This window comes from Jiangella muralis, from assembly GCF_001270745.1.
Lineage (GTDB): Bacteria > Actinomycetota > Actinomycetes > Jiangellales > Jiangellaceae > Jiangella > Jiangella muralis.
In genome coordinates, this window is sequence record NZ_LFXL01000036.1 from 77746 (window position 1) to 101347 (window position 23602).

21 protein-coding genes and 1 pseudogene are annotated in these 23602 nt (G+C 72.0%); 15 read left to right on the forward strand and 7 right to left on the reverse strand.

Annotated elements, in window-relative coordinates; all coding sequences use genetic code 11:
- Window positions 1–55: 55 nt before the first annotated feature.
- Complete coding sequence (locus ACW62_RS26440) at window positions 56–1003, reverse strand: type IV toxin-antitoxin system AbiEi family antitoxin domain-containing protein (RefSeq protein WP_205629623.1); 948 nt, start codon at window positions 1001–1003, stop codon at window positions 56–58.
- A 156-nt stretch (window positions 1004–1159) separates the two neighbouring features.
- Between ACW62_RS26440 and metG the strand changes: the two genes are divergently transcribed.
- From metG to ACW62_RS26470, 6 genes are all read left to right on the forward strand, one after another.
- On the forward strand, window positions 1160–2743 hold the full coding sequence (metG, locus tag ACW62_RS26445) for a methionine--tRNA ligase (protein ID WP_053207109.1): 1584 nt from the start codon (window positions 1160–1162) through the stop codon (window positions 2741–2743).
- Complete coding sequence (locus ACW62_RS26450) at window positions 2740–3645, forward strand: TatD family hydrolase (protein WP_053207110.1); 906 nt, start codon at window positions 2740–2742, stop codon at window positions 3643–3645. Before metG ends, ACW62_RS26450 begins: the two co-directional genes overlap by 4 nt.
- 334 nt (window positions 3646–3979) lie before the next feature.
- Window positions 3980–5110 carry a resuscitation-promoting factor gene (locus ACW62_RS26455; RefSeq protein WP_053207111.1) on the forward strand — a complete coding sequence of 377 codons (1131 nt, stop codon included), beginning with the start codon at window positions 3980–3982 and terminating at the stop codon, window positions 5108–5110.
- Window positions 5111–5144: 34 nt separating this feature from the next.
- On the forward strand, window positions 5145–6041 hold the full coding sequence (gene rsmA, locus ACW62_RS26460) for a 16S rRNA (adenine(1518)-N(6)/adenine(1519)-N(6))-dimethyltransferase RsmA (protein ID WP_053207112.1): 897 nt from the start codon (window positions 5145–5147) through the stop codon (window positions 6039–6041).
- A 30-nt stretch (window positions 6042–6071) separates the two neighbouring features.
- Window positions 6072–6956, forward strand: a complete 885-nt coding sequence (locus ACW62_RS26465; RefSeq protein ID WP_053207137.1) for a 4-(cytidine 5'-diphospho)-2-C-methyl-D-erythritol kinase — start codon at window positions 6072–6074, stop codon at window positions 6954–6956.
- A 6-nt stretch (window positions 6957–6962) separates the two neighbouring features.
- Window positions 6963–7634, forward strand: a complete 672-nt coding sequence (locus ACW62_RS26470; protein ID WP_205629624.1) for a nucleotidyltransferase domain-containing protein — start codon at window positions 6963–6965, stop codon at window positions 7632–7634.
- Between the two features lie 93 nt (window positions 7635–7727).
- On the opposite strand, the gene ACW62_RS26475 is transcribed toward ACW62_RS26470, so the two are convergent.
- Entirely contained in the window at window positions 7728–8537 is an 810-nt protein-coding gene (locus ACW62_RS26475) for a class I SAM-dependent methyltransferase (protein WP_053207113.1), read from the reverse strand.
- A 48-nt stretch (window positions 8538–8585) separates the two neighbouring features.
- Here ACW62_RS26475 and ACW62_RS26480 point away from each other — a divergent pair, with 48 nt between their 5' ends.
- Complete coding sequence (locus ACW62_RS26480; protein ID WP_053207114.1) at window positions 8586–9182, forward strand: helix-turn-helix domain-containing protein; 597 nt, start codon at window positions 8586–8588, stop codon at window positions 9180–9182.
- Here ACW62_RS26480 and ACW62_RS26485 read toward each other — a convergent pair.
- Complete coding sequence (locus ACW62_RS26485) at window positions 9157–9606, reverse strand: MarR family winged helix-turn-helix transcriptional regulator (RefSeq protein WP_053207138.1); 450 nt, start codon at window positions 9604–9606, stop codon at window positions 9157–9159. The two genes, ACW62_RS26480 and ACW62_RS26485, sit on opposite strands and share 26 nt — an antisense overlap.
- Before the next feature lie 47 nt (window positions 9607–9653).
- Between ACW62_RS26485 and ACW62_RS26490 the strand changes: the two genes are divergently transcribed.
- The 3 genes from ACW62_RS26490 to ACW62_RS26500 all read left to right on the forward strand — a co-directional run bounded on the left by ACW62_RS26490 (window position 9654) and on the right by ACW62_RS26500 (window position 12853).
- Window positions 9654–9857, forward strand: coding sequence for a hypothetical protein (locus ACW62_RS26490; protein WP_053207115.1), 204 nt, complete (start codon window positions 9654–9656; stop codon window positions 9855–9857).
- Between the two features lie 15 nt (window positions 9858–9872).
- Window positions 9873–11621: an ABC-F family ATP-binding cassette domain-containing protein gene (locus ACW62_RS26495; RefSeq protein ID WP_053207116.1), complete on the forward strand. Its 1749-nt coding sequence runs from the start codon at window positions 9873–9875 to the stop codon at window positions 11619–11621.
- Between the two features lie 287 nt (window positions 11622–11908).
- On the forward strand, window positions 11909–12853 hold the full coding sequence (locus ACW62_RS26500; RefSeq protein WP_053207117.1) for a phosphotransferase family protein: 945 nt from the start codon (window positions 11909–11911) through the stop codon (window positions 12851–12853).
- Between the two features lie 10 nt (window positions 12854–12863).
- Here ACW62_RS26500 and ACW62_RS36640 read toward each other — a convergent pair.
- Together ACW62_RS36640 and ACW62_RS26510 are read right to left on the reverse strand one after the other, a co-directional pair.
- Window positions 12864–13667: pseudogene (locus tag ACW62_RS36640) on the reverse strand (IS5 family transposase); the annotation flags it as partial.
- A gap of 121 nt (window positions 13668–13788) precedes the next feature.
- Window positions 13789–14463: a M23 family metallopeptidase gene (locus ACW62_RS26510; RefSeq protein ID WP_157574994.1), complete on the reverse strand. Its 675-nt coding sequence runs from the start codon at window positions 14461–14463 to the stop codon at window positions 13789–13791.
- A gap of 405 nt (window positions 14464–14868) precedes the next feature.
- On the opposite strand from ACW62_RS26510, the gene ACW62_RS26515 reads away from it, so the two are divergent.
- From ACW62_RS26515 to sucD, 4 genes are all read left to right on the forward strand, one after another.
- The gene (locus tag ACW62_RS26515) at window positions 14869–15282 is read left to right on the forward strand and encodes a cobalamin B12-binding domain-containing protein (RefSeq protein ID WP_053207119.1); all 414 of its coding nucleotides are present in this window, start codon (window positions 14869–14871) and stop codon (window positions 15280–15282) included.
- Between the two features lie 134 nt (window positions 15283–15416).
- On the forward strand, window positions 15417–18737 hold the full coding sequence (locus ACW62_RS26520) for a phosphodiester glycosidase family protein (RefSeq protein WP_157574995.1): 3321 nt from the start codon (window positions 15417–15419) through the stop codon (window positions 18735–18737).
- Window positions 18738–18778: 41 nt separating this feature from the next.
- Window positions 18779–19966 (forward strand): ADP-forming succinate--CoA ligase subunit beta, encoded by a 1188-nt coding sequence (gene sucC, locus ACW62_RS26525; RefSeq protein ID WP_053207121.1) that lies wholly within the window; start codon window positions 18779–18781, stop codon window positions 19964–19966.
- 13 nt (window positions 19967–19979) lie between these two features.
- Window positions 19980–20879, forward strand: coding sequence for a succinate--CoA ligase subunit alpha (gene sucD, locus ACW62_RS26530; protein ID WP_053207122.1), 900 nt, complete (start codon window positions 19980–19982; stop codon window positions 20877–20879).
- A 142-nt stretch (window positions 20880–21021) separates the two neighbouring features.
- Here sucD and ACW62_RS26535 read toward each other — a convergent pair whose 3' ends face one another.
- Window positions 21022–21660, reverse strand: a complete 639-nt coding sequence (locus tag ACW62_RS26535; protein ID WP_053207123.1) for a TetR/AcrR family transcriptional regulator — start codon at window positions 21658–21660, stop codon at window positions 21022–21024.
- Between the two features lie 43 nt (window positions 21661–21703).
- On the opposite strand from ACW62_RS26535, the gene ACW62_RS26540 reads away from it, so the two are divergent.
- Window positions 21704–22291, forward strand: coding sequence for a dihydrofolate reductase family protein (locus tag ACW62_RS26540; protein ID WP_053207124.1), 588 nt, complete (start codon window positions 21704–21706; stop codon window positions 22289–22291).
- Here ACW62_RS26540 and kynU read toward each other — a convergent pair.
- Entirely contained in the window at window positions 22284–23516 is a 1233-nt protein-coding gene (gene kynU, locus ACW62_RS26545; protein WP_053207125.1) for a kynureninase, read from the reverse strand. The two genes, ACW62_RS26540 and kynU, sit on opposite strands and share 8 nt — an antisense overlap.
- Window positions 23517–23602: the final 86 nt, after the last annotated feature.

Here is a 23602-nt window from a genome sequence, read left to right on the forward strand (position 1 = left end):
CGCGCTGGACGAGGCGATCCCGCTGCTGCGTCGCCAGTCGTGCCCAAGCTCTGACTCATGGGGCGTGGCAGCCTGAACCACAGGCGCGCGGCCGTCCGGTCCAGCCACGGTCCTGGAGCACTCGCCCCTGCTCGGCGGCCACGCCGCACGGATCACCGAAGACGTCGGCGTGACCGTAGCGCAGGGTGGCGTGGCCGTCGGTGGTGGCGCGGTTGTCCCGATGACGGTCGCGGAAGCGGCCCTCGTCGGTGTGCCCCACCCGGCCGTCGAGCTCGACGCGAAGCGCGTACCGGTCGTAGTCGACGTCCACCCAGATGACGCGGCCACCATTCACCCGCCGTTGCCGGTGGCCGCGCGGCAGACCATGGCCACGTTCGACGGCGTGGAGATGTCTGAGTTCCAGTGGCGACTGCGCTCCCTCGGCGACGTCGCTGAGCATGCTCTCGAGCATCGGCCGCCAGCGGATCTTCTTGCGCAGCGCGAGCGCGTCGGCGAGGCGCTCCGGGGTGGTCCGGCGGCGCTGGCAGGCCGACGTCACCCAGGTCTCGACGTCCTGCGGGCGGTGGGTGGCGTCGACCAGGTCGAGGACCGTCTCCTCGGTGCGGGTGCGCGGTGGCACCCGCGTCGGGTGACGGGTCCGGGCCAGGCGGTGCGCGTAGTGGACGCACACACCGTCGATCCGGCTGCGCACGTGCCGGTCGGCCGGCACGGTGACGTGCACCACCGGCCCTGGGTCGTCGCAGAGACCGTCCAGGTACGCGGCCGTCCGATGACTGGCCACCGCACCCCGGCCCGCACGCAGGATCGCCGCCCAGACCAGCGCTTCGAACGGCAGCGGGCCGGTGGAGGTGGCGTAGACCCGGGCATGCACGCGCTGCCAGCGGCCCGAGCGCACCCGCCAGCCGACGCGCCGCTGCGTCAACCCGGCCGCGACCGCCTGCTGAAGGCTGATCACACCGTGTTGCAGCGCCGCGATGGCGGTCACGTCGGAAGGCAGTCCCACGCCGCCGAGCCTCATCCACGGCGACGCCGGACGCCAGGGCCAGAACGCGATCTGTGGACAACCCCGCCCGTATCCCCATGATCATCAACCGGTGGCGACGTGGGGGTGTCGCCAGCGGTTGATGATCATGGACGCGCGGGGACTACCATCGGGCGCATGCCCAAGGCGTTCTACGTCACCACGCCGATTTACTACGTCAACGACGCACCGCACATCGGCCACGCTTACACCACCGTCGCCACCGACTTCATCGCCCGCTGGCACCGTCAGCGCCAGGAGGACGTCTGGTTCCTCACCGGCACCGACGAGCACGGCGAGAAGGTGATGCGGACGGCCGAGGCCAACGGCACCGACCCGCAGACGTGGGCCGACCGGCTGGTCGAGGATGCCTGGAAACCGGTCCTGCAGACCATCGACGCGTCCAACGACGACTTCATCCGCACCACGGAGCCGCGGCACGTGGCCCGCGTGCAGGAGTTCATCCAGAAGCTGCACGACAACGGCGAGATCTTCGAGGGCACCTACGAGGGCTACTACTGCGTCGCCTGCGAGGAGTACAAGCAGCCCGGCGACCTCGTCGAGGGCACCGGCGAGTACGCCGGCCAGCTGGTCTGCTCGATTCACGGCCGCCCTGTCGAGAAGCTGTCCGAGACGAACTACTTCTTCCGGATGTCCGCCTACACCGAGCGGTTGCTGGAGTTCTACGAGCAGAACCCCGGCTTCGTGCAGCCCGAGAGCGCCCGCAACGAGGTGCTCGGCTTCGTCCGGCAGGGCCTGCAGGACCTCTCCATCTCCCGGTCGACGTTCGACTGGGGCGTCACGGTGCCGTGGGACCCGTCGCACGTCATCTACGTGTGGTTCGACGCGCTGCTCAACTACGCCACGGCCGTGGGCTACGGCGCCGACCCGGAGAAGTACGAGCGCACCTGGCCGGCCGACATCCACTTCGTCGGCAAGGACATCCTGCGCTTCCACGCCGTCATCTGGCCGGCCATGCTGATGGCGGCCGGCGAGCCGCTGCCGAAGAAGGTGTTCGCGCACGGCTGGCTGCTGGTCGGCGGCGAGAAGATGAGCAAGTCCAAGCTCACCGGCATCGCGCCCGCGCAGATCACCGACACCTTCGGCTCCGACGCGTTCCGCTACTACTTCCTGCGTGCCATCGCGTTCGGCAACGACGGCTCGTTCTCGTGGGAGGACATCGCCGCGCGCTACCAGGCGGAGCTGGCCAACGGGCTGGGCAACCTCGCCTCCCGGGTCGCCGCGATGGTCGGCCGCTACTTCGACGGCGAGCTGCCCGCCCCCGGCCCGGCGACGGACGCCGAGGACGCACTGGCCGCGGTCGCCGCCAAGGCCGCCCAGGACGCCGACGCCGCTGTCGACCGCGTCGCTCCGCACGAGGCGCTGGCCGCCGTCTGGACGCTGGTCGACGCCGCCAACGGCTACATCACCGAGCAGCAGCCGTGGGCCGTCGCCAAGGACGACGCGCAGCGTGAGCGGCTGGCCACCATCCTGTACTCGTCCGCCGAGGCGCTGCGGGCGCTGGCCGTGCTGCTCAACCCGGTCATGCCGAAGGCGACGGCGAAGCTGTGGGAGTCGCTGGGGGCCGAGAAGGCGCTCGGCGCGCTGGCCGCCCAGCCGGTCGCCGACGCCGGCCGCTGGGGCCAGCTGGTCCCCGGCGCCGAGGTCACCAAGGGCGACGCGCTGTTCCCGCGGCTGGACCTCGCCGACCAGGACCAGTGAGCGCTCCCGCTGACGACGGGCCGCGCGAGCGGCGGTCGGCGACGGACGAGGCCGGGCGCAAGCGCGACCGGTCCCGGCCGCCGCTGCCCGAGCCGCTGCCGGCGCCGGTCACCGACACGCACTGCCACCTGGACATCGCCGACGGTGACGACGGCGACGCGTTCGGGGTCGCGCAGGCGCTGGACGCCGCCGCGAAGGTGAACGTGACGCGGGTCGTGCAGGTCGGCTGCGACCTGCCCGGCGCCGCCTGGGCCGTCGACCTCGCTGAGCGGCACCCGTCGGTCGTCGCCACCGTCGCGCTGCACCCGAACGAGGCGCCGAAGCTGGCCGCCGCGGGCACGCTGGACGACGCGCTGGCCGAGATCGACCGGCTGGCCGGGTCCAGTCCGCGGGTGCGTGGCATCGGCGAAACCGGCCTCGATCACTTCCGCACCGGGCCGGAGGGCCGGGCCGTGCAGGAGTACTCGCTGCGGGCGCACGCCGAGATCGCCCGGCGCCGCGGGCTGGCGCTGACCATCCACGACCGCGACGCCCACGACGACGTCCTGCGGGTCCTCGATGACGTCGAAACGCCCGATTGTGTCGTATTTCACTGTTTCTCGGGGAACGAGGCCTTCGCGCGCCGCGTCGCAGAGCGAGGCTGGTACCTGTCCTTCGCCGGCCCGGTCACGTTCAAGAACGCGGCCGAACTGCGCGCCGCTCTCGCCGTCACGCCGCCGGAGAACCTGCTCGTCGAGACCGACGCGCCGTTCCTGACGCCGCACCCGTACCGCGGCCGGCCGAACGCGTCGTACCTGGTCCCGCTGACCGTCCGGTTCATCGCCGAGACCCTCGGGCGGGACCTCGAGAGCGTGTGTCACACCCTCCAGGCGAACACCGACCGCGCTTTCGGCCCATGGTGACAAGAAGTCGTTTCCGCAGGTCACGCCGGGGTGGCCGCCGGCCGCCCCACGCGGGCGCGCGACGGCGTCCCGTGTGGACGTGTCACAGCGTCACAACTTCGCCCTCCGGGGCGATTTGTCCGATTCAACCGGCCGGATCAGTTGTCCGGCCGCTCGCCATGCGTTACCGTCCCGTGATTGTTAGCCGGGGTCGGGGAAACTTCGGGTGGCAGATGAACGGCCGGACAAACAGTCCGACGAGCGGTGCGCCGAATCTGCGCACGGAAGCTTGGCGGATCGGATGACCGGGCGTGCCGCGAGGTCCCGTGCCCGGACAGTACGACCGAGGAGCACAGTGCGCCTGTCCGCGAAGACGTTGGCGATCAACGCCACCGTCGTCACTGCTCTGGTAGGTGGCGGTGTCGCCTACATCACGCTCGACAACGCCGTCGCTCTCACCATCGACGGCCAGACCGAGACCGTGCACACGTTCGGCAGCAGCGTCGAGGACGTCCTCGACGAGCGGGACATCGAACTGAGCGCTCGGGACGAGGTCATTCCCTCGCTGGACAGCGACATCGACGACGGCACCGAGATCAGCGTCCGGTACGCCCGGCAGATCACCGTGACCGTCGACGGCGAGGAACAGCAGATCTGGACCACCGCGCTGTCCGTGGACGAGGCGCTGGGCGACCTCGACATCCGGGCCGAAGGCGCCGACGTGTCGGTGGCCCGGTCGCAGGCCATCGGGCGCGGCGGGCTCGACTTCGAGGTCCGCACCCCGAAGGAGATCACCGTCACCGCCGACGGTGCGACCAACCCGGTCACGACGACCGGCCTCACGGTCGCCGAGGCCCTGACGGAGGCCGGCATCACGCTCGGCGACCTCGACCTCGTCGAGCCCGTCGCCGAAACGGCGCTGTCCGAGGCTCTCGCCGTCACCGTCCGGCGGGTCACCGTCGAGACCGCGACGGTCACCGAGGCGGTCCCGTTCGAGGTGACCGAGCAGGAGGACGACTCCCTCGAGAAGGGCAGCGAGTCGGTCGAGACCGAGGGCAAGGCGGGCACGCTCGAGCGCGTGGTGCAGAACACCTACATCGACGGCGAGCTGTCCACCACGGACGTCCTGTCCGAGGAGGTCGTCGCGGCCCCGGTCGACCAGGTCGTACTGGTCGGCACCATGGAGCCCCCGGCCCCGCCGGCCGAGGACGACGGTGACGGCGGTGGCGGCGACGTCGACGGCGGTGTCTGGGACCGGCTGGCGGAGTGCGAGTCCGGCGGCAACTGGTCCATCAACACCGGCAACGGCTACTACGGCGGCCTGCAGTTCTCGGTCGGCACCTGGCGCGCGTTCGGCGGCTCCGGCTACCCGCACGAGAACAGCAAGGCCGAGCAGATCCGCATCGCCACGAAGGTCCGCGACAACCGCGGCGGGTACGGCGACTGGCCGGCCTGCGCCCGGTCGCTCGGCCTTCCGCTCGGCTGACGCCGGACTCACCGCCGGGCTATAGGCTCGGGCAGTGCAGAACGACGAGACGTCCGCCGGCTCCAGATTCCTGGGGCCGGCGGACGTTCGCCGTCTGGCGGCCGAGCTCGGGCTGCGGCCGACCAAGGCGCTGGGCCAGAACTTCGTCATCGACCCCAACACCGTGCGGCGCATCGTCCGGGTCGCCGGGGTCGGCGCCGACGACGTCGTCGTCGAGGTCGGGCCCGGGCTGGGCTCGCTGACGCTGGCGCTGCTGCCGGTCGTCGGCCGCGTGGTGGCGGTCGAGGTCGACCCCGCGCTGGCGGCGCGGCTGCCGTCGACGGTGGCCGAGTACGCACCCGGCGTGGCACGGCGCCTCGAGGTGGTGCCGGCCGACGCGCTGCGCGTCACCGAGCTGCCCGGGCCGGCGCCGACGGCGCTGGTGGCCAACCTGCCGTACAACGTGTCGGTGCCGGTGCTGCTGCACCTGCTGGAGACGTTCCCGAGCCTCTCGCGGGTCCTGGTGATGGTGCAGAAGGAGGTCGCCGACCGGCTGGCCGCCCCGCCGGGGTCGCGCACGTACGGCGTCCCGTCGGTGAAGGCGGCGTGGTACGGGACGGTGTCGTCGGCCGGCTCGGTGGGCCGCACCGTGTTCTGGCCGGCGCCGAACGTCGACTCCGGGCTGGTACTCCTGGAGCGGCGCCCGTCCGGCGCGGAGCGCGACCCGGCCGAGCGGGCCGCCGTCTTCGCCGTCGTCGACGCCGCGTTCGCCCAGCGGCGCAAGACGCTGCGGGCCGCGCTGAGCGGCTGGGCCGGCTCCGCCGTGGCCGCCGAGACGGTGCTCGCGGCGGCCGGTGTCGACCCCCGCGTACGCGGCGAACAGCTCACCGTCGACGACTTCGCCAAGATCGCCGCGGCGCGCTCTACAATCAACCCTTCTGGCACCTCATGACCCGGTATATCCGGTAGGGTCTCGCTGGTGCTGAAGGTGATCGCCCGCGTCCCGGCGAAGATCAATCTGACGCTGTCAGTCGGGCCGGTTCGCTCCGACGGCTTCCACGAACTCGCGACCGTCTTCCACGCCGTCTCGCTCTACGACGAGATCTCGGCCGTCCACGCCGACGCCGTCTCCGTCCACGTCACCGGGCCTTACGCCGAGCACACCCCCGCCGACGAGTCCAACCTCGCCGTCCGCGCCGCCCGGGCCCTGGCCCGCCGGGCCCGGCTGCGCAGCGGGGCACTGCTGCGGGTGCACAAGGACATCCCGGTCGCCGCCGGGCTGGCCGGTGGCAGCGCCGACGCCGCGGGCGCGCTGCTGGCTTGCGACCGGCTCTGGGGGTTGCGGATGCCTGAGTCGCGGCTGTCCGCCGTCGCCGCCGGGCTCGGCAGTGACGTGCCGTTCTCGCTCATCGGCGGGACCGCTGTCGGGACGGGGCGCGGCGAGCGGCTGCGCCCGGTGCCGGTCGGCGCCGCGCCGCACTGGGTGCTGGCGACGGCCGACGGCGGGCTGTCCACCCCCGAGGTCTACCGGCGGCTGGACGACCTGCGCTCAGATCGCAAGGTGCCGGCGCCGGCGGTGCCCGGCGAGCTGCTGGCGGCGCTCGCGGCCGGCGACGTCGACGCGCTGGCCGGGCTGCTGCACAACGACCTGCAGGAGGCGGCGCTGGCGCTGCGTCCGGCGCTGCGCGACACGCTGCGGGCCGGGCACGAGGCGGGCGCGCTGGCCGGCATCGTGTCCGGTTCCGGCCCCACGTGCGTCTTCCTGGCCCGCGACGCCGAGTCCGCGGGCGCCCTGGCCGTCTCGCTCGCCGCATCGGGCACCTGTGCCCGCGCCGTCGCCGTCACCGGCCCGGCCGACGTCGGCTGAGGCGTCGTGCCGGAGCATCCGCCGCTGGGCAGCTGGGCGCCGCTGACCCCGTCCGCCGTCGCCGCCGAGCTGGCCGGCTGGGCCGGGCCGTGGTGGATTGCCGGCGGGTACGCCCTCGAGCTGGCCCTGGGCCGGTCCTGGCGCCCGCACGACGACGTCGACGTGCTGGTGCTGCGCCCGCAGTCGGACGAGCTGCACGGGGCGCTGGCCGGCTGGGAGCTGTGGGCCGCTGACCCGCCCGGCTCGCTGCGCCCGTGGCCGGCCGGTGAGCCGCTGCCGGCGCACGTCCACGACATCTGGTGCCGGCGCCCGTCCTCGCCGGCGTGGGAGCTGCAGTTCATGGTCGACGACGCGTCCGGCCCGCTCTGGACGTCGCGCCGCGACGCCCGGGTCCGCGCGCCGGTGGCGTCGATCGGGCGCCGCAGCGCCGATGGGCTGCCCTACCTGCGCCCGGAGATCCAGCTGTTCTACAAGGCGAAGGGGCGGCGGCCCAAGGACGAGACCGACGCCGCCGTCGTGCTGCCCGAGCTCGATCCCGCGGCCCGGGCCTGGCTGGACGACGCGCTCGCGCTGACGCTGCCGGATCACCCCTGGCGGACGGCGCTGCGCGGGCTCGGTGAGGTTCGGGGCTCGTGGACGGAGCCGACCAGCGGCCGCCTCCCCGCCTCGCCAAGTTGATCTTGGAGTAAACGGGGATCGCGGGTCCGAAAATGCCGGAAAGGCGGCGCACTTTCTCCAAGATCAACTCGGGGAAGGGGCGGGTGGACGCGCTCAGCGGCGGGCGAGGGTGACGGTGCGGGCGCCGCGGATCCGCAGCTCGCGGCGGCGCAGCGAGCCCGGCCCGTCACCGTCGAGAAGGGCGGCGAGGGCGGCCGCGTCGGCGGGGGTGAGGTCGTCGGCGTGCCGGGCCACCCGGCCGAACCAGAGCGCCGCGTAGTCCGCTGCGGCCGGTGGGGCGGGCGCGAGGTCGATGTCGAACGTCCGCTCGTCCAGCAGCGTGAACCCGGCCGCTGTCAGCCGGGCCGCCCAGTCCGACCCCAGCTCCGGCAGCCGTTCCGCCTGATGCCGCCCGAGCAGCTCCAGCAGCCGCGTCTCCAGTGCCGCCCCGGCCTCGTCGCCCAGGAACCGGAGCTGCACCGGGAACTCGGCGACGGCGATCAGCCCGCCCGGGCGGGTGGCGGCGTGGACGTCGCGCAGGACGCGGTCGGGGTCGGTCAGGTGGTGCAGCGACAGCGACGCCCATGTGACGTCGACCGGGCCGGGGACCGGCCAGTCCTCGTCGAGGTCGGCGTGGACCGTGGTGACGCGGTCGGCCAGCCCGTGGTCCAGCGCCTTCGCGCGGACGCGGTGCAGCATCTCGGCGGAGGCGTCGACGGCGATCACCTCGGCGCCGGCGAAGCGGTGCGCCAGCTGCACCGTGCCGACGCCGGTCCCGGCGCCGAGGTCGACGATCCGCCGTGGCCGGTCGCCGTCGGCCGCGCGGCGCACGTACCCCATGGCGTCGTCCCAGTACGCGTGCAGCACGTCGCCGTCGAGGTCTATCAGGTCGGCGAGCGAGGTGTCCTCGTGGTCGTGGCTCATACCGCCGACGCTAGGCGACTGATGCGCTGATCGCATAGAGTCTTGCTGATGACGCAAGGTGAGGTCGATGTCGACGCGGTGATCCGGGCCCGGATCCGCGGACTGCGCCAGGCCAAGGGGTGGTCGCTGGACGCGCTGGCGGCCCGCTGCCACCTGAGCCCGTCGACGCTGAGCCGCATCGAGACCGGCGCCCGGCGCATCTCGATCGACCAGCTGGTGCCGATCGCGCGTGCCCTCGACACCACGCTGGACCACCTGGTCGAGCCGGTCGACGACGCCGACGTCGTCATCCGGCCGCGGCACGACCGCGGGCACGGCGCGACGATCTGGCAGCTGACCCGCGACGACGGGCCGCACGGGCTGACCGTCGCCAAGATGCGGATCACCCGGCTGACCCGGCCGAAGCAGCTGCGCGTGCACCCGGGGCACGACTGGTTCACCGTGCTGTCGGGGACGATCCGGCTGTACCTGGGGGAGCGGGTAGTGCTGGTGGCGACCGGTCAGGCGGCGCAGTTCTCGACCATGGCGCCGCACGCGATCGTCGCGCACGAGGGGCCGGCGGAGGTGCTCACGATCCTCGACCACGATGGGCAACGGGCGCACCTCGACGCCGTCGACCTCACTCCGGAGACGTCGCCGCGCTGATCACCCGGGTGAGCGAGCCGTGCAGGCGCTCGAGCTCCGCGACCGGCAGGCCGAGCCGCTCGACGACGGCGTAGGGGATCTTCTCGGCGTCGTCGCGCAGCGCCCGGCCGGCGTCGGTCAGCTCGACCACCAGCAGCCGTTCGTCGTCGGCGCTGCGCCGCCGCGAGAGGTAGCGGGCCGCCTCCAGCCGCTTGAGCAGCGGTGACAGCGTGGCGGACTCCAGTTGCAGGGTGCTGCTGAGGTCCTTGACGGAGCGCGGCTCGCGCTCCCACAGCGCCAGCATGACGAGGTACTGCGGGTGGGTCAGGCCCATCGGCTCGAGCAGCGGGCGATACAGGCCGATGACGCTGCGGGCGGCGACGGCCAGGGCGAAACAGACCTGACGGTCCAGGGCCAGCGGATCGTCGCCGAGGTCTGTCGTCATGGTCACACTCTATCGCACGCGATTGATTAGTGTGCTAACTATTAAGGGTGAAGAAGCGAAAGCTGCCGTGGTACGGCCGGCTCACCGAGGTGCTGATGCCGTTGCTGGGCCCGGCCGACCTCGGCCGCCAGGACGACGCGCCGCCGCCGCGGCCGGCGCGCGTGGTCGAGTGCCCGCTGTGTCACCACCCGATGTCCGAGCACCGGCTCGAGCAGGTGGGCGGCAAGAACAGGCACTACTGCCCGGCGTGAGAAACTGGTGCGGATATGGCGCCCCGTAACCTCATCAACCTCGAGTCTGCCTCGCTGGCCTACGGCACCCGGTTCATCCTCGACGGCGTCTCGCTCGGTGTCGCCGACGGCGACCGCGTGGGCGTCGTCGGGCGCAACGGCAGCGGCAAGTCCACACTGCTGCGCGTGCTGGCCGGGCTCGAGCAGGTCGACTCCGGCCGGGCCAGCCGCACCGGCGGCCTGCGCATCGGCCGACTCGGCCAGGGCGACGAGCTCGACCCGGCCGCGACGATCGGCCAGACCGTCATCGGCGACCGCGCGACGCACGAGTGGGCCGGCGACGCCCGCATCCGTGACGTGCTGGCGCACCTGGTGCCCGGCCTGTCGATGGACGCGCTCGTCGGCCCGCTGTCCGGTGGCGAGCGCCGCCGGGTCGCGCTGGCAAGCCTGCTGATGGGCGACGACGACCTCGTGCTGCTGGACGAGCCGACCAACCACCTGGACGTCGAGGCGATCGACTGGTTGTCGAAGTATCTCGCGGCGGGAAATCGAACTCTCGTCATGGTGACGCACGACCGGTGGCTGCTCGACACCGTCGCCACCACCACGTGGGAGGTCGCCGACGGCGCCGTCCACTCCTACGAGGGCGGCTACGCCGAGTACGTCCTGGCCCGGGCCGAACGGGTCCGGCTGGCCGCCGCCGACGAATCGCGGCGGCAGAACCTGCTGCGCAAGGAGCTGGCCTGGCTGCGCCGCGGCCCGCCCGCGCGGACGTCCAAGCCGCGCTTCCGCATCGCCGCCGCCAACGCCCTGATCGAGAACGAGCCGCCGGCTCGCGACCGGTACGAGCTGGCCAAGATGGCGACCACGCGGCTGGGCAAGAGCGTGTTCGACGCCGAGGACGTCACCGTGTCGCTCGGCGGCCGGACCCTGCTCGACCACGTCACGTGGCGGCTCGGCCCCGGCGACCGCGCCGGCATCGTCGGCGTCAACGGCTCCGGCAAGACGACGCTGCTGCGGCTGCTCGACGGCTCGCTCGCGCCCGACGCCGGCCGGGTGAAGATCGGCCGCACCGTCGCCGTCGCGCACCTCGATCAGGAGGTGGTCGACCTCGACCCGGCCAAGCGAGTGCTGGAGACGGTCGAGGAGGTCCGCCGCGAGGTGCAGCTGGGCGGCGGCGACACCGTCACGGCCGGGCAGATGCTGGAGCGGTTCGGGTTCGCCGGACAGCGCCAGTGGACCGTCGTCGGCGACCTGTCCGGTGGCGAGCGGCGCCGGCTGCAGCTGCTGCGGTTGCTGATGAGCGAGCCGAACGTGCTGCTGCTCGACGAGCCGACCAACGACCTCGATGTCGAGACCTTGAACGTCCTGGAGGACGTGCTGGACGGCTGGGCCGGCTCGCTGGTCGTCGTCAGCCACGACCGCTGGTTCCTCGAGCGCGTCACCGACGCCGTCTGGGCGCTGCTGGGCGACGGGCAGGTCGTCCAGCTCCCGCGCGGGGTGGACCAGTACCTGGAGCTGCGTCGCGAGCAGGTGGAGCAGGCCGCGGCGCCGGTCGCGCGGGCCCGCTCGGGCGACAGCCGGGCGACGCGCAAAGAGATCACCCGCGTCGAGCGCGACCTCGAGAAGCTGGAGCGGCGCGAGAAGACGCTGCACGAGCGCATCGCCGACAACGCGACGGACCACGAGAAGGTGCTGGCGCTCGACACCGAACTACGGTCGGTGCACGACGAGCGGGCCGCGCTGGAGGAGCGCTGGCTGGAGCTGGCCGACGAACTCGGCTAGGGCACGTCTCCTCAGTGCGTGACGCCCTGGCGGAGACCACGCCGACCGCGAGGACACCGGCGCTGAGGACGAACCGCACCTGACCATCATGGTGGGGTCAAGTCGAAACGCGCTGAGGCGGGCGCCGATCGGACCGGTCGACGGTGCGGGCGTGGGTGTGTTCGCAAGCGCGTTCGGGGCGGCCTCGCGACGATCCGTCCTCCGGTCCCCGGCGATGGATGGACCGGCCAGTTCGGCCGTAATGTGCTGTGCATGTGCTGTGCTCCCGCCGTTGCGGCCACGTGCCGATGAGCCAGGGCACCCATCCCGAAGAGCTGCCGGCCGAGGTCCTGGACGCTGTGGCCAGCGTGGTCGGGGCAGAGGTCACTCTTCTCGGTCGCCTACCCGGAGGCGTCAATGGGGGTGCCATGCGCGTCCAGTTGGCCGGACGGGCACATGCAGTTCTCAAAGCAGTGCCCCGGGCACACCCCAACCACCTGGACGAGACGTTGCGAGCCCAGAGAGTGGTCGAGCACATGCGTAGGCGCGACTATCCCACCCCGGCCTGGCTCGGAGTGGGGGCCACAGCCACTCATGTATGGCATCTGATGGACTTCGTTGACGCGGCTCCCGCGCCAGAGCTGACCCCGTCCCTCGTTGAGCAGCTGATGGAGATCATCGAACTCCAGGCCGGCCAAGCCTCCGAGCCCTACGACCACTGGTCGTACGCGTGGCGGGTCGCCACCGGTCAGGAATCGGCTGTCGCCGGGCTGGATGTCAACGAGACGCCGGAGCAGTCGCTTCTCCGCCAGTCCGTGGCCAGGCTCTCGGCGTATTCCTCCGTGGTGTCGGCCTTGGTCGAGCGCCTGCGGCTCGTGTGTGCCGACGTCCCACCACCACGGGAGGCACCTGACATGGTCCATGCCGATCTCTCGACCCCCAGCAATGTCCTGGTCCGTGACGGAGCGGTGGTGGCGGTCGTGGATATCGGGAACGCAGGTAGCGGCACGCGGGCGACCGATCTCACCACCCTCGTGTGGTACACCTTCCAGGATCCGCCGCTGGACGACGTCCGAAGGCGGCTGTGGACGAGAATCCTCGACCTGGTCGGCTGGGAGGGGGCGGCGGTGCTCGCAGCGACACACATCCTCCACATGCTCGAGATCCCCATCCGTCACGGGCGCCACGATGTCGTTTCAGGGGTGGTCAAGCGCGGCCATCGCGCCCTCGACGAACTGAACGCGCTTCGCTAGGGCACGTCTCCTAGATGCGTGTCCAGGTGATGCACGCTGAGAGCTGGACGGTGGCTCGGTAAGTGATGGCGAGCTTGTCGTAGCGGGTGGCCAAGGCGCGCCACTGTTTGGCCAGGGCGACGCAGCGTTCGACGACGTTGCGCCCCTTGTAGGTCACGGCGTCCAGCGTCGGTGGGCGCCCGCCGGCGGAACCCTTGCGCTGGCGGGCGGCGGTCTCGTCCTTCTTCTGCGGGATCACCGCCTTGATGCCCCGGCCGGCGAGCATCCGCGGCGATCACGGTGTCGGGACGAGTACGTGGCCGTCCTGGTCCCAGGCGTGGGACGCGGATATCTGCCAGCACGTCTACGAGCACCGCGCCGTCGTTGCGCTGCCCACCGGTGACCACGATCGCGAGCGGGCGACCGCGCCCGTCGACCGCCGCGTGGATCTTCGTGGTCAGTCCGCCGCGCGAGCGACCGATCCCGTGACCAGTAGGCTCACGCTCACCCCCGAGCGGGCTGTGGACGAACCCGGTCGCTGTCGGCGGGTAGTTCGACGTCGCCCCCTGTGTCCTGCTCCGGTCGCGAGGTGTTGGTGCCGTGCTGGTGGGCACGGCTGATCGTCGCGTCCACCGACACGTTCCAATCGATCTGTCCGATGGCGTCGGCATGCGACAGCAGGCGTGCAGGGCACGCGGTCCCAGGTCCCGTCACCGGCATACCGGCGGTGCCGCATCCACACCGTTTTCCATGGCCCGAACTCCTCGCGCGGCGGGTCACGCCACGGGATCCCGGTCCGGTAGCGATAGACGATCCCCTCGACCACCCGCCGGTTCGCCGGGGGAGTGACGTTGGCCGTCCCCTGCTGTGGCGACGCCGCGTCCCCATGATCATCGACGATCACTGGCGTCCTGGCTCCGGTGATCGCCGATGATCATGGCGATCCCACCGAAGCGTCAGACGTCGACGCCCTGCTCCTGGAGCCAGGAGCGGGGGTTGACCGGGTCGCCGCCGCCGGGGTGGACCTCGAGGTGCAGGTGCGGCCCGGTGGAGTTGCCGGTGGAGCCGACGCGGCCGATGACCTCGCCGGGTGCGACCTCGCCGGAGCGGAGGACGAAGCGGGAGAGGTGGCAGTACCAGGTCTGCGTACCGTCCCAGTGCTCGACGACGATCTTGTTGCCGTACGGGCCGTCGTAGCCGGCGAAGATGATCTCGCCGGAGGAGATGGTCCTGACCTCGGTGCCGGTCGGGGCGGCGAAGTCGAGGCCGGTGTGGCGGTTGGACCACATGGAGCCGCCGGCGCCGAAGCCGGCGGTGATGCGGTAGTTGTCGACCGGGAGCAGCCAGCGCTTGGACTCGCGCTCAGCGCGGGCGGCCTCTTCGGCGGCCTCGATGCGCTGCTGCTCGACGATGCGGGTGTGCGCCTCCTGCGCGACCTCGCCGGTCTCGGCCGCGAGCGACTGCTCCGCGGCGACCAGGGTGTCGAGTGCGCCGCCCTCGGTCGGGTGACCCGCCTCCTGGGGGCGCTGCGCGACGGCGTTGAGTCCGTCCGAGCCGTCGGACGAACCGACCGCGTGAGGCATGGCCAGGGCGCCGGACGCCGCTGCTGCTACCGCTACGGAGCCGACCACCGACGGGACACTGACGTGCCTGCGGCGGCTACGGTGACGCCCGCTGCCGGAGCGTTGCGACACGCCAGGACCTTTCGCCGGGGACAAGGACTCGGTGGACACTAACCGCCCCCTAGGGGTCCTGCCAAACGCCTCCTCCCAGCGTTTTGCCACGTGATCACGGACTGTGACGCCGGAAGCGACCCTGCGTAGCCCGTAATCGGGTCGTGACCTCGGTGGACGGTGAAACCTTGATCAACGTTGTGGACGCAAGGTTCGTGACGCTCTGTGACATGTGATCTGCATCACATTGGGCCGCGTTCATCCACCCTGACGAGTCGGCCTCCACCGAACGGACGGTGGGCACCTCGTCTGCAGGTACTGTCGACAACATCCGTCGGATCAGCGTTGTTCCTGGAGGTAGTCATGGCGGACGTACGTCCCCTGCGCGTCGTGGTCGCGAAGCCCGGTCTCGACGGGCACGACCGCGGCGCCAAGGTGGTGGCGCGTGCGCTGCGTGACGCCGGTGTCGAGGTCGTCTACACCGGGTTGCACCAGACGCCGGAGCAGATCGTCGAGGCCGCCATCCAGGAGGACGCCGACGCCGTCGGGCTGTCCATCCTGTCCGGCGCGCACATGACGCTGTTCAAGCGCGTGCTCGAACTGCTGGCCGAGCGCGACGCCAGCGACATCGTGGTGTTCGGCGGCGGCATCATCCCCGGCGCCGACATCCCGCTGCTGACGGAGCTGGGCGTCGCCCGCGTGTTCACCCCGGGCGCGTCGACCCGGGAGATCGTCGAGTGGGTCGACACTCTGCGTGACCGCGCGCAGGCCTCCTGACCCCCGACGTCGCGTGAAAATCCTTTCCGCCGATAGCACTGGTATGCCCTGACTCGGTAAGGTTTGCCGGAAATTCACCGAGTTGCGGCCCGCCGCTCGATGACGGGTCGTCCGTCCTCGATGGGGTGAACTCCGTGCTGAATCGACGTGATCGCGCGTGCACCGCCGCCCTCACCGCCACCGCCCTGTTCGGTAGCGGCCTGCTCGTCGTCCCGGCGGCCGTTGCCGTCGAACCGGACGACCTCACCCGTCCCGGCGAGTCGGTCCTGGTCGACACCGGCCGGCAGGACATCGCGCCGGGGATGGAGCTGACGACGTTCTCCCGGCTCGAGGACGGCGGATGGAACGCCGGCAGCATCCTCGAGGTCGACCTCGACTCCGGCGCCACGCTGGACTACCAGTACTCCGGCGAGGTGACGACGACCGCGACGGTCCGGTCGCTGGCCGAGGCGAGCGGCGCGACCGCCGCGATCAACGGCGACTTCTACGACATCAACAACTCCAACGCGCCGCTCGGCGCCGGCGTGAGCCGCGACGAGGGCGTGGTCACCGGCCCGACCGACGGCCACGAGAACGCGCTCGCGGTGTCCAGCAGCGGCGCCGCCGCGCTCGCCCAGGTCGTGCTGGAGGGCACCGCGGTCACCGGCGACGGCGTCAGCCTGCGGCTCGCGGGCGTGAACACGTTCGCCCTGCCGGCGAACGGCATCGGCGTCTTCACGTCGCAGTGGGGCGGCTACACCCGCGCGAACACCGTCGGCGCCGCCACCGACCGGGCCGAGGTCACGGTCGTCGACGGCGTGGTGACGGCGGTGGGCACGACGCTCGGCGCCGGGCCGATCGCGCCGGGCACCGTCGTGCTGGTCGGCCGCGACGCCGGTGCCACGTCGCTGCTCGCGTTGGCGCCCGGCGACACCGTCGACGTCTCGTACGCGCCGCGTTCGGACCTCGACGACGTCGTCGTCGCGGTCGGCGGCAACCACCTGCTGGTCGAGGACGGCGTGCAGCGGACCTTCACCGACACCGAGCCGGCCGCCCGCACGGCGATCGGGCTGTCCGAGGACGGCCGCACCATGTATCTGGTGTCCCTCGACGGCAAGCAGGCGCACTCGCGCGGCATGACGCTGACCGAGTTCGCCGAGCTGATGGCCGACCTCGGCGCCTATGACGCCCTGAACATCGACGGCGGCGGCTCGTCCACGCTCGTGGTCCGCGATCCCGGCACCGACGACCGCACCGTCGTCAACAGCCCGTCCGACGGCGTCGAGAGGTCGGTCGCCAACGGCCTGGCGCTGTTCGCCGCCGAGGGCTCCGGCGAGCTGGACGGCTTCCGCGTCCTCGCCGGCGACGAGGAGAACACCGACCGCGTCTTCCCCGGCCTCACCCGCACCGTCGAGGCGCGCGGCCACGACGAGACGTTCGCGCCGGTCGAGGCGCGGCCGCGGTGGACGACGTCGGACCGGCGGGTCGCGTCGGTGCTGCGCGGCGCCACACCGGACACCGCCGTCGTCACCGGTATCGCGCCGGGCGACGCCGACATCCAGGCCGCGGTGCTGGGCGCCGAGGGGGAGCTGGACGTCACCGTGCTCGGTGAGCTGCGGCGGCTGGAGCCGACCGCGACGCTGCTCCCGCTGGCCGGCGCCGACGCCACCGGCACCCTCGCGGTCACCGGCTACGACCTCGACGGCTACCGCGCCCCGATCGAACCGGCCGACGTCACCGTCACCGGCGGCGAGGGCGTCGTCGAGCTGGTGCCGGACGGCGACGGGTTCAGCGTGCGGCCGCTGGTCGAGACCGGCTCGGTGCTGATCACGCTGGCCGCGGCCGGCGTCGAGACCAGCGTCGCCGTCACCGTCGGCCTGACCGAGGTGCCGGTCGCGACCTTCGGCGACGCCGCGAGCTGGACCGTCAGCTTCGCCCGCGCCACCGGCGCCATCGCACCGGCGGACGGCCCGGACGGCCGCGACGGCATCAGGCTCACCTACGACTTCACCGGGCCGAACACCCGGGCCGCGTACGCCGCGCCGCCGGCGCAGTTCGCCCTGCCCGGCCAGCCGCAGACCATCAAGGCGTGGGTGAACGGCGACGGCCAGGGCACCTGGATCCGGATGCGCGTCTACGACCCCAGCGGCACGCTGCTCACGCTCAACGGCGGCTACACCACGTTCACCGGCTGGCAGCAGCTCACCTTCCCGGTCCCGGCCGGCACCCAGTACCCGCTGCGGTTCCGCGACGTCTACGCCGTCGAGGCGTCCGGCGCCCGCAGCTACACCGGCACGACCGCGTTCAGCGACATCACCGTCGAGATCGCGCCCGAGGTCGAGCTGCCGGCCACCGAGCGGTTCGCCGACCCCGTCATCGTCACCAACGGCAGCGCCGACGACGCCGGCCAGCGCATCGCCGTCATGAGCGACTCCCAGTTCGTCGGGCGCGACCCGGACGGCGACATCGTCCAGGCCGCCCGCCGGACGCTGCGCGAGATCGTCGCCGAGGACCCGGACGCGCTGGTCATCAACGGCGACCTCGTCGACGAGGCGGCGCCGATCGACTTCGACCTCGCCCGCCGGGTGCTGGACGAGGAACTGACCGGCGTCGACTTCCCCTGGTATTACGTGCCCGGCAACCACGAGGTGCAGGGCGGCCCGATCGGCAACTTCATCGAAGAGTTCGGCGCCACCCAGCACACCGTCGACCTGCCCACGGACGACGGCACGACCCGGATCATCACGCTGAACTCCGCGTTCGGCACGCTGCGCGGCGGCGGGTTCGCCCAGATCGCCGAGCTGCGCAGGGCGCTGGACGAGGCGGCGAGCGACCCGGCGATCACCGGGGTGCTGGTGTTCGCGCACCACCCGCCGAACGACCCGTTGCCGACGGCGAACAGCCAACTCGCCGACCGGCGCGAGGCCGCGATGCTGGAGACCTGGCTGGCCGGCTTCGAGGCGGACAGCGGCAAGTCCGCAGCGTTCGTCGGCGCCCACGCCGGGGTCTTCGATGCCGGCTCCGTCGACGGCGTGCCGTTCCTCGTCAACGGCAACTCCGGCAAGGGCCCGGCGTCCACCCCGGACAACGGCGGCTTCACCGGCTGGACGCTGCTCGGCCTGGACCCGTCCGAGGGCGATGGCAACGACGACGACTGGCTGACGGCCGAGGTGCGGGCCCGGGTCGACGCGATCACGCTGACGGCTCCGGCGGCGCTGGCCCCGGGTGGGGTTGGTGCGGTGTCGGCGACGGTGTCGCAGGACGGCGCGCGCGTCGTCCCGGTGCAGTGGCCGGTGTCGGCGCAGTGGGGCGGCACCGCGGTCCACGTCGGCCCGGCCGGCACGGCGCCGCGCTGGGCCGTCGTCGCGATCGACCCGGCGGCCGGCACGATCCAGGGGCTGCGGGCCGGGGCCGCCACCGTCACCGTCACGGTGAACGGGGAGACCGCGACCCGGCAGATCAACGTCGGCGGATAGGCTGCCCTTCGAATCGCGGCCGACACAAGGGATGGATTCGCGTGGACCTGATGGAGTACCAGGCGAAGGAGCTCTTCGCCAAGCACGAGGTCCCGGTACTGCCGGGGTCCGTGGTCGAGACGGCCGAGGACGCCCGCGCGGTGGCGGCCGAGATCGGCGGCCAGGTGGTCGTCAAGGCGCAGGTGAAGACGGGCGGCCGCGGCAAGGCCGGTGGCGTCAAGCTGGCCGAGACCCCCGACGAGGCCACCGAGAAGGCCGGGGCCATCCTCGGCATGGACATCAAGGGCCACACGGTCCACCGGGTGCTCGTCACCCAGGCCAGCGACATCGACCAGGAGTACTACGTCTCCTTCCTGCTCGACCGCGCCAACCGCACCTACCTGGCCATGGCCAGCGTCGAGGGCGGCATGGAGATCGAGCAGCTGGCGGTCGAGCGGCCCGATGCGCTGGCCCGCATCCCGGTCGACGCCATCGCCGGCGTCGACGCCGCGAAGGCGGCCGAGATCGCCGACGCCGCCGGGTTCACCGGTGACGTCCGCGACCAGGTCATCGTCGTGCTGCAGAAGTTGTGGAGGGTGTTCACCTCCGAGGACGCCACGCTGGTCGAGGTCAACCCGCTGGTGAAGACGCCCGACGGCAAGGTCGTCGCGCTCGACGGCAAGGTCAGCCTCGACGAGAACGCCGCGTTCCGGCACCCGGAGCACGCCGAGTTCGAGGACAAGGCCGCTGCCGACCCGCTCGAGGCGCGCGCCAAGGAGAAGGACCTCAACTACGTCAAGCTGTCCGGCGAGGTCGGCATCATCGGCAACGGCGCCGGCCTGGTCATGTCGACGCTCGACGTCGTCGCATACGCGGGCGAGGAGTTCGGCGGCGTCAAGCCGGCCAACTTCCTCGACATCGGCGGCGGCGCGTCGGCCGAGGTGATGGCGAACGGGCTCGAGATCATCCTGTCCGACGACGAGGTCAAGGCCGTGTTCGTCAACGTGTTCGGCGGCATCACCGCCTGCGACGCCGTCGCCAACGGCATCGTGCACGCGTTCGGCCTGCTGGAGGGCCGCGGCGACCAGGTCACCAAGCCGCTGGTCGTCCGTCTCGACGGCAACAACGCCGTCGAGGGCCGGCGCATCCTGTCGGAGTTCGCCGCCACGGCGCCCGCGGGCCTGATCGAGCAGGTCGACACCATGGACGGCGCCGCGCGACGCGCGGCCGAGCTCGCGGCAGCGAAGTAGGGGCGACGGAGTCATGGCAATCTTCCTCGACGAGAACAGCAGGATCATCGTCCAGGGCATCACCGGCGCCGAGGGCACCAAGCACACGCAGCGGATGCTCAAGGCCGGCGCGAAGATCGTCGGCGGCGTCAACGCCCGCAAGGCCGGCCAGGAACTGGACTTCACCGAGTTCAGCCCCGAAGCCGTCCTCACCGTGTACGGCACCGTCACCGAGGCGATGGACAAGACCGGCGCCAACGTGTCGGTCGCGTTCGTCCCGCCGAAGTTCACCAAGGACGCCGTCATCGAGGCCGTCGACGCCGGCATCGAGCTGCTGGTCGTCATCACCGAGGGCATCCCGGTGCACGACACCGCGGAGTTCTGGGCCTACGCGCAGTCGAAGGGCAACAAGACCCGCATCGTCGGGCCCAACTGCCCCGGCGTCATCAGCCCCGGCAGGTCCAACGCCGGCATCATCCCGGCCGACATCACCGGCGCCGGCCCCATCGGCCTGGTCAGCAAGTCCGGCACGCTGACCTACCAGATGATGTACGAGCTGCGCGACATCGGCTTCTCCACCGCCGTCGGCATCGGCGGCGACCCGGTCATCGGCACCACGCACATCGACGCGCTCGAGGCGTTCGAGGCCGACCCCGAGACCAAGGCCATCGTGATGATCGGCGAGATCGGCGGCGACGCCGAGGAGCGGGCGGCCGCTTACATCAAGGAGCACGTCACCAAGCCGGTCGTCGGCTACGTGGCCGGCTTCACCGCGCCCGAGGGCAAGACCATGGGCCACGCCGGCGCCATCGTGTCCGGCTCGTCCGGCACGGCGCAGGCCAAGAAGGAGGCGCTCGAGGCCGCCGGCGTCGCCGTCGGTAAGACCCCGAGCGAGACCGCCCGGCTCATGCGGGAGATCTACCAGAAGCTCTGAGCCAATCAGGGATCGGGAGAGACTCGGCCGGGCCGCCTTCGGGTGGCCCGGCCGATTCCGTCGGCCCCACGCCAAGTTGATCTTGGAGTAATCGCGGGATTCATCGGGCATTTCGCCAAGCAATGGCGCCGTTGCTCCAAGATCAACTTGAAGTGGGGCCGTAGGCCGCGAGGAAGACCCGCACGCCCTCGTCGGCGTAGCGCTCGATCTGCGCGGCCGGCGGGGGAGTGTCGTCGCCGGTGAGCATGGCGTTGTTCAGCGGCACCGACATCACCAGCCAGTTGAAGTGCGCCGCCGCGAGGCCGGCGTCGGGGGTGGCGAGCAGGCCGCGCTCGGTCAGCCCGCCGAACGCCGCCGCGAGGTCGGCCATGGTCCGGGCCGGGCCGCGTTCGGCGAACAGCCGGCCCAGCTCGGGGAAGCGGCCGGCCTCGCCGATGACCAGCCGGCGCAGCCGCAGCAGCCGCGGCCGCATGACCATGGACAGCTGACGGCGGGCGAGGTCGCGCAGGTCGGCCGCGACGTCGCCGGTGTCGCGCAGGGCGGCGACCTCGGCGTGCACCGGCTCGGCCGCCTCGTCGACGGTGCGGGCGACGATCGCCGCGAACAGCGTCTGCTTGTCGGCGAAGTGCTTGTAGACGGTCGGCTTGGAGACGGCGGCCGTGGCCGCGATGCGATCGATGGTCGTGCCGGCGTACCCGTCGGCGAGGAACACCTCGGTGGCGGCGTCGAGGATCGCCCGGTGCTTGCGGGCCGACCGGGTCTCGTCCTGCGGTACGCTCATGGCAGTGAACTTTACTACACGGTTTAGTTTAGGGAGGCACTCCATGGGCCGGATCACCGTCATCGAGAACCTCAGCCTGGACGGAGTGGTGCAGTCGCCGGCCGGGCCGGACGAGGACACCCGCGGCGGCTTCACCCACGGCGGCTGGGCGATGCCCTACACCGACGAGGTCGCCATGCGGGAGATGAGCGAGGGCATGGCGCAGGGCGAGCAGGGCGGGCCGCTGCTGTTCGGCCGGGTCACGTACCAGCAGTTCGAGGGGTTCTGGCCGAAGCAGACCGACGGCAACCCGTTCACGCCGGTGCTGAACGCCGCCACCAAGTACGTCGTGTCCAGCACCCTGACCGAGCCGTTGAGCTGGGAGAACTCCGTGCTCGTCCGCGGTGACGAGGTCGCCGCCGTCAAGGAGCGGGAGCCGCGCGACATCGGCGTGCTGGGCAGCGGCGAACTGGTGCAGACGCTGCTCCGCCTCGACCTCGTCGACCGGTTCGTGCTGTCGATCCACCCGCTCGTGCTCGGCGAGGGCGCCCGGCTGTTCCGCGACGGCGCCCAGCTGGCGGCGTTCGAGCTGGTGAAGTCCGTGCCGACGACGACCGGCGTGATCATCGCGACCTACGAGCGGGTCAGGTGACGGCGGCGCGGGCGACGTTCTCCGGGCGGCGGTGCTCGCCGGCGGCCAGGACGGCGACCAGCTGCTCGACCGCGTCGTACACGTCGGTGAACCGGGTGTAGAGCGGCGCGACGCCGAAGCGGGCGAGGTCGGGCTCGCGGAAGTCGCCGACGACGCGGCGGGCGATGAGGGCCTGCACCAACCCGTACGCCTCGGGCAGCCGCAGGCACAGCTGCGAGCCGCGGGCGGCGTGGTCGCGGGGCACTTCCACCTCGACGCCGTACGCGGCCAGCCGCTCGGACGCCAGCGCCAGGAACAGGTCGGTGAGCGCCAGCGACTTGCGCCGCACGTCCGCCATCGCGACGCCGTCGAACGCGTCCAGCGCGGTGTCGAGGACCGCCGCGCCGATGACCGGCGTCGTGCCGCTGAGCAGCCGCCGCACGCCGTCGGCCGGCCGGAAGTCGCGCTCCAGCGCGAACGGCGTCGCGTGCCCGAACCAGCCGGTGATCGGCTGCTCGACGACGCCCAGCCAGCGCGGCGCGACGTAGCCGAACGCGGGTGCGCCGGGCCCGCCGTTGAGGTACTTGTAGCCGCAGCCCACGGCGAGGTCGGCGGCCCACCCGGCGAGGTCGACGGCGACGGCGCCGGCCGAGTGGCACAGGTCCCAGAGCATGACGGCGCCGGCGTCGTGCACCGCCCGGGTGACGGCGGCGCCGTCGTGCATGCGCCCGAGCCGGTAGTCGACGTGGCAGAGCGAGACCACGGCGACGTCGTCGTCCAGCACGGCTTCGAGCGGTTCCTCCGCGGCGGACCACCAGCGCACCGACAGGCCGAGCAGCCGCGCGACGCCGTCGATGACGTAGGAGTCGGTCGGGAAGTTGCCAGGCTCGGTCACGATGACCCGGCGGTCCGGCCGCAGCCGCGCGCCCGCCACCAGCAGCTTGAACAGTTGCACGCTGGTGGAGTCGCCGACGGCGACGGTGCCCGGCTCGGCGCCGAGCAGCCGCTCCAGCTTCGCGCCGACCGTCGCCGGGAGGTCCCACCAGCCGTGCGCGTTCCACGACGTGATGAGGTCGTCGCGCCACTCGGCGCCGACCAGCCGGCCGACCCGCTCGGCCACGCCGCGCGGCAGCGGCCCGAGCGAGTTGCCGTCCAGGTAGATCAGCCCGTCCGGCAGGTCGAACCGGTCGCGCAGCGGCGCCAGCGGGTCGTCGCGGTCGAGGGCCTCGGCGTCGGTGCGCTCCATAGGGCGCAGCGTACGACGACCTTTAGCCTCGGGGTTTCACGTCTGCCGGGGTGGTGTGTGGCGTGTGATGCACGGAAGTGCCTGTT

Coding starts and splice junctions, on each gene's coding strand:
- metG (WP_053207109.1), top strand. CDS start 1,160: ATGCCCAAGGCGTTCTACGTCACCACGCCGATTTACTACGTCAACGAC.
- ACW62_RS26475 (WP_053207113.1), bottom strand. CDS start 8,537: ATGAGCCACGACCACGAGGACACCTCGCTCGCCGACCTGATAGACCTC.
- ACW62_RS26480 (WP_053207114.1), top strand. CDS start 8,586: ATGACGCAAGGTGAGGTCGATGTCGACGCGGTGATCCGGGCCCGGATC.
- ACW62_RS26485 (WP_053207138.1), bottom strand. CDS start 9,606: ATGACGACAGACCTCGGCGACGATCCGCTGGCCCTGGACCGTCAGGTC.
- ACW62_RS26495 (WP_053207116.1), top strand. CDS start 9,873: ATGGCGCCCCGTAACCTCATCAACCTCGAGTCTGCCTCGCTGGCCTAC.
- ACW62_RS26500 (WP_053207117.1), top strand. CDS start 11,909: ATGAGCCAGGGCACCCATCCCGAAGAGCTGCCGGCCGAGGTCCTGGAC.
- ACW62_RS26515 (WP_053207119.1), top strand. CDS start 14,869: ATGGCGGACGTACGTCCCCTGCGCGTCGTGGTCGCGAAGCCCGGTCTC.
- sucD (WP_053207122.1), top strand. CDS start 19,980: ATGGCAATCTTCCTCGACGAGAACAGCAGGATCATCGTCCAGGGCATC.
- ACW62_RS26535 (WP_053207123.1), bottom strand. CDS start 21,660: ATGAGCGTACCGCAGGACGAGACCCGGTCGGCCCGCAAGCACCGGGCG.
- ACW62_RS26540 (WP_053207124.1), top strand. CDS start 21,704: ATGGGCCGGATCACCGTCATCGAGAACCTCAGCCTGGACGGAGTGGTG.
- kynU (WP_053207125.1), bottom strand. CDS start 23,516: ATGGAGCGCACCGACGCCGAGGCCCTCGACCGCGACGACCCGCTGGCG.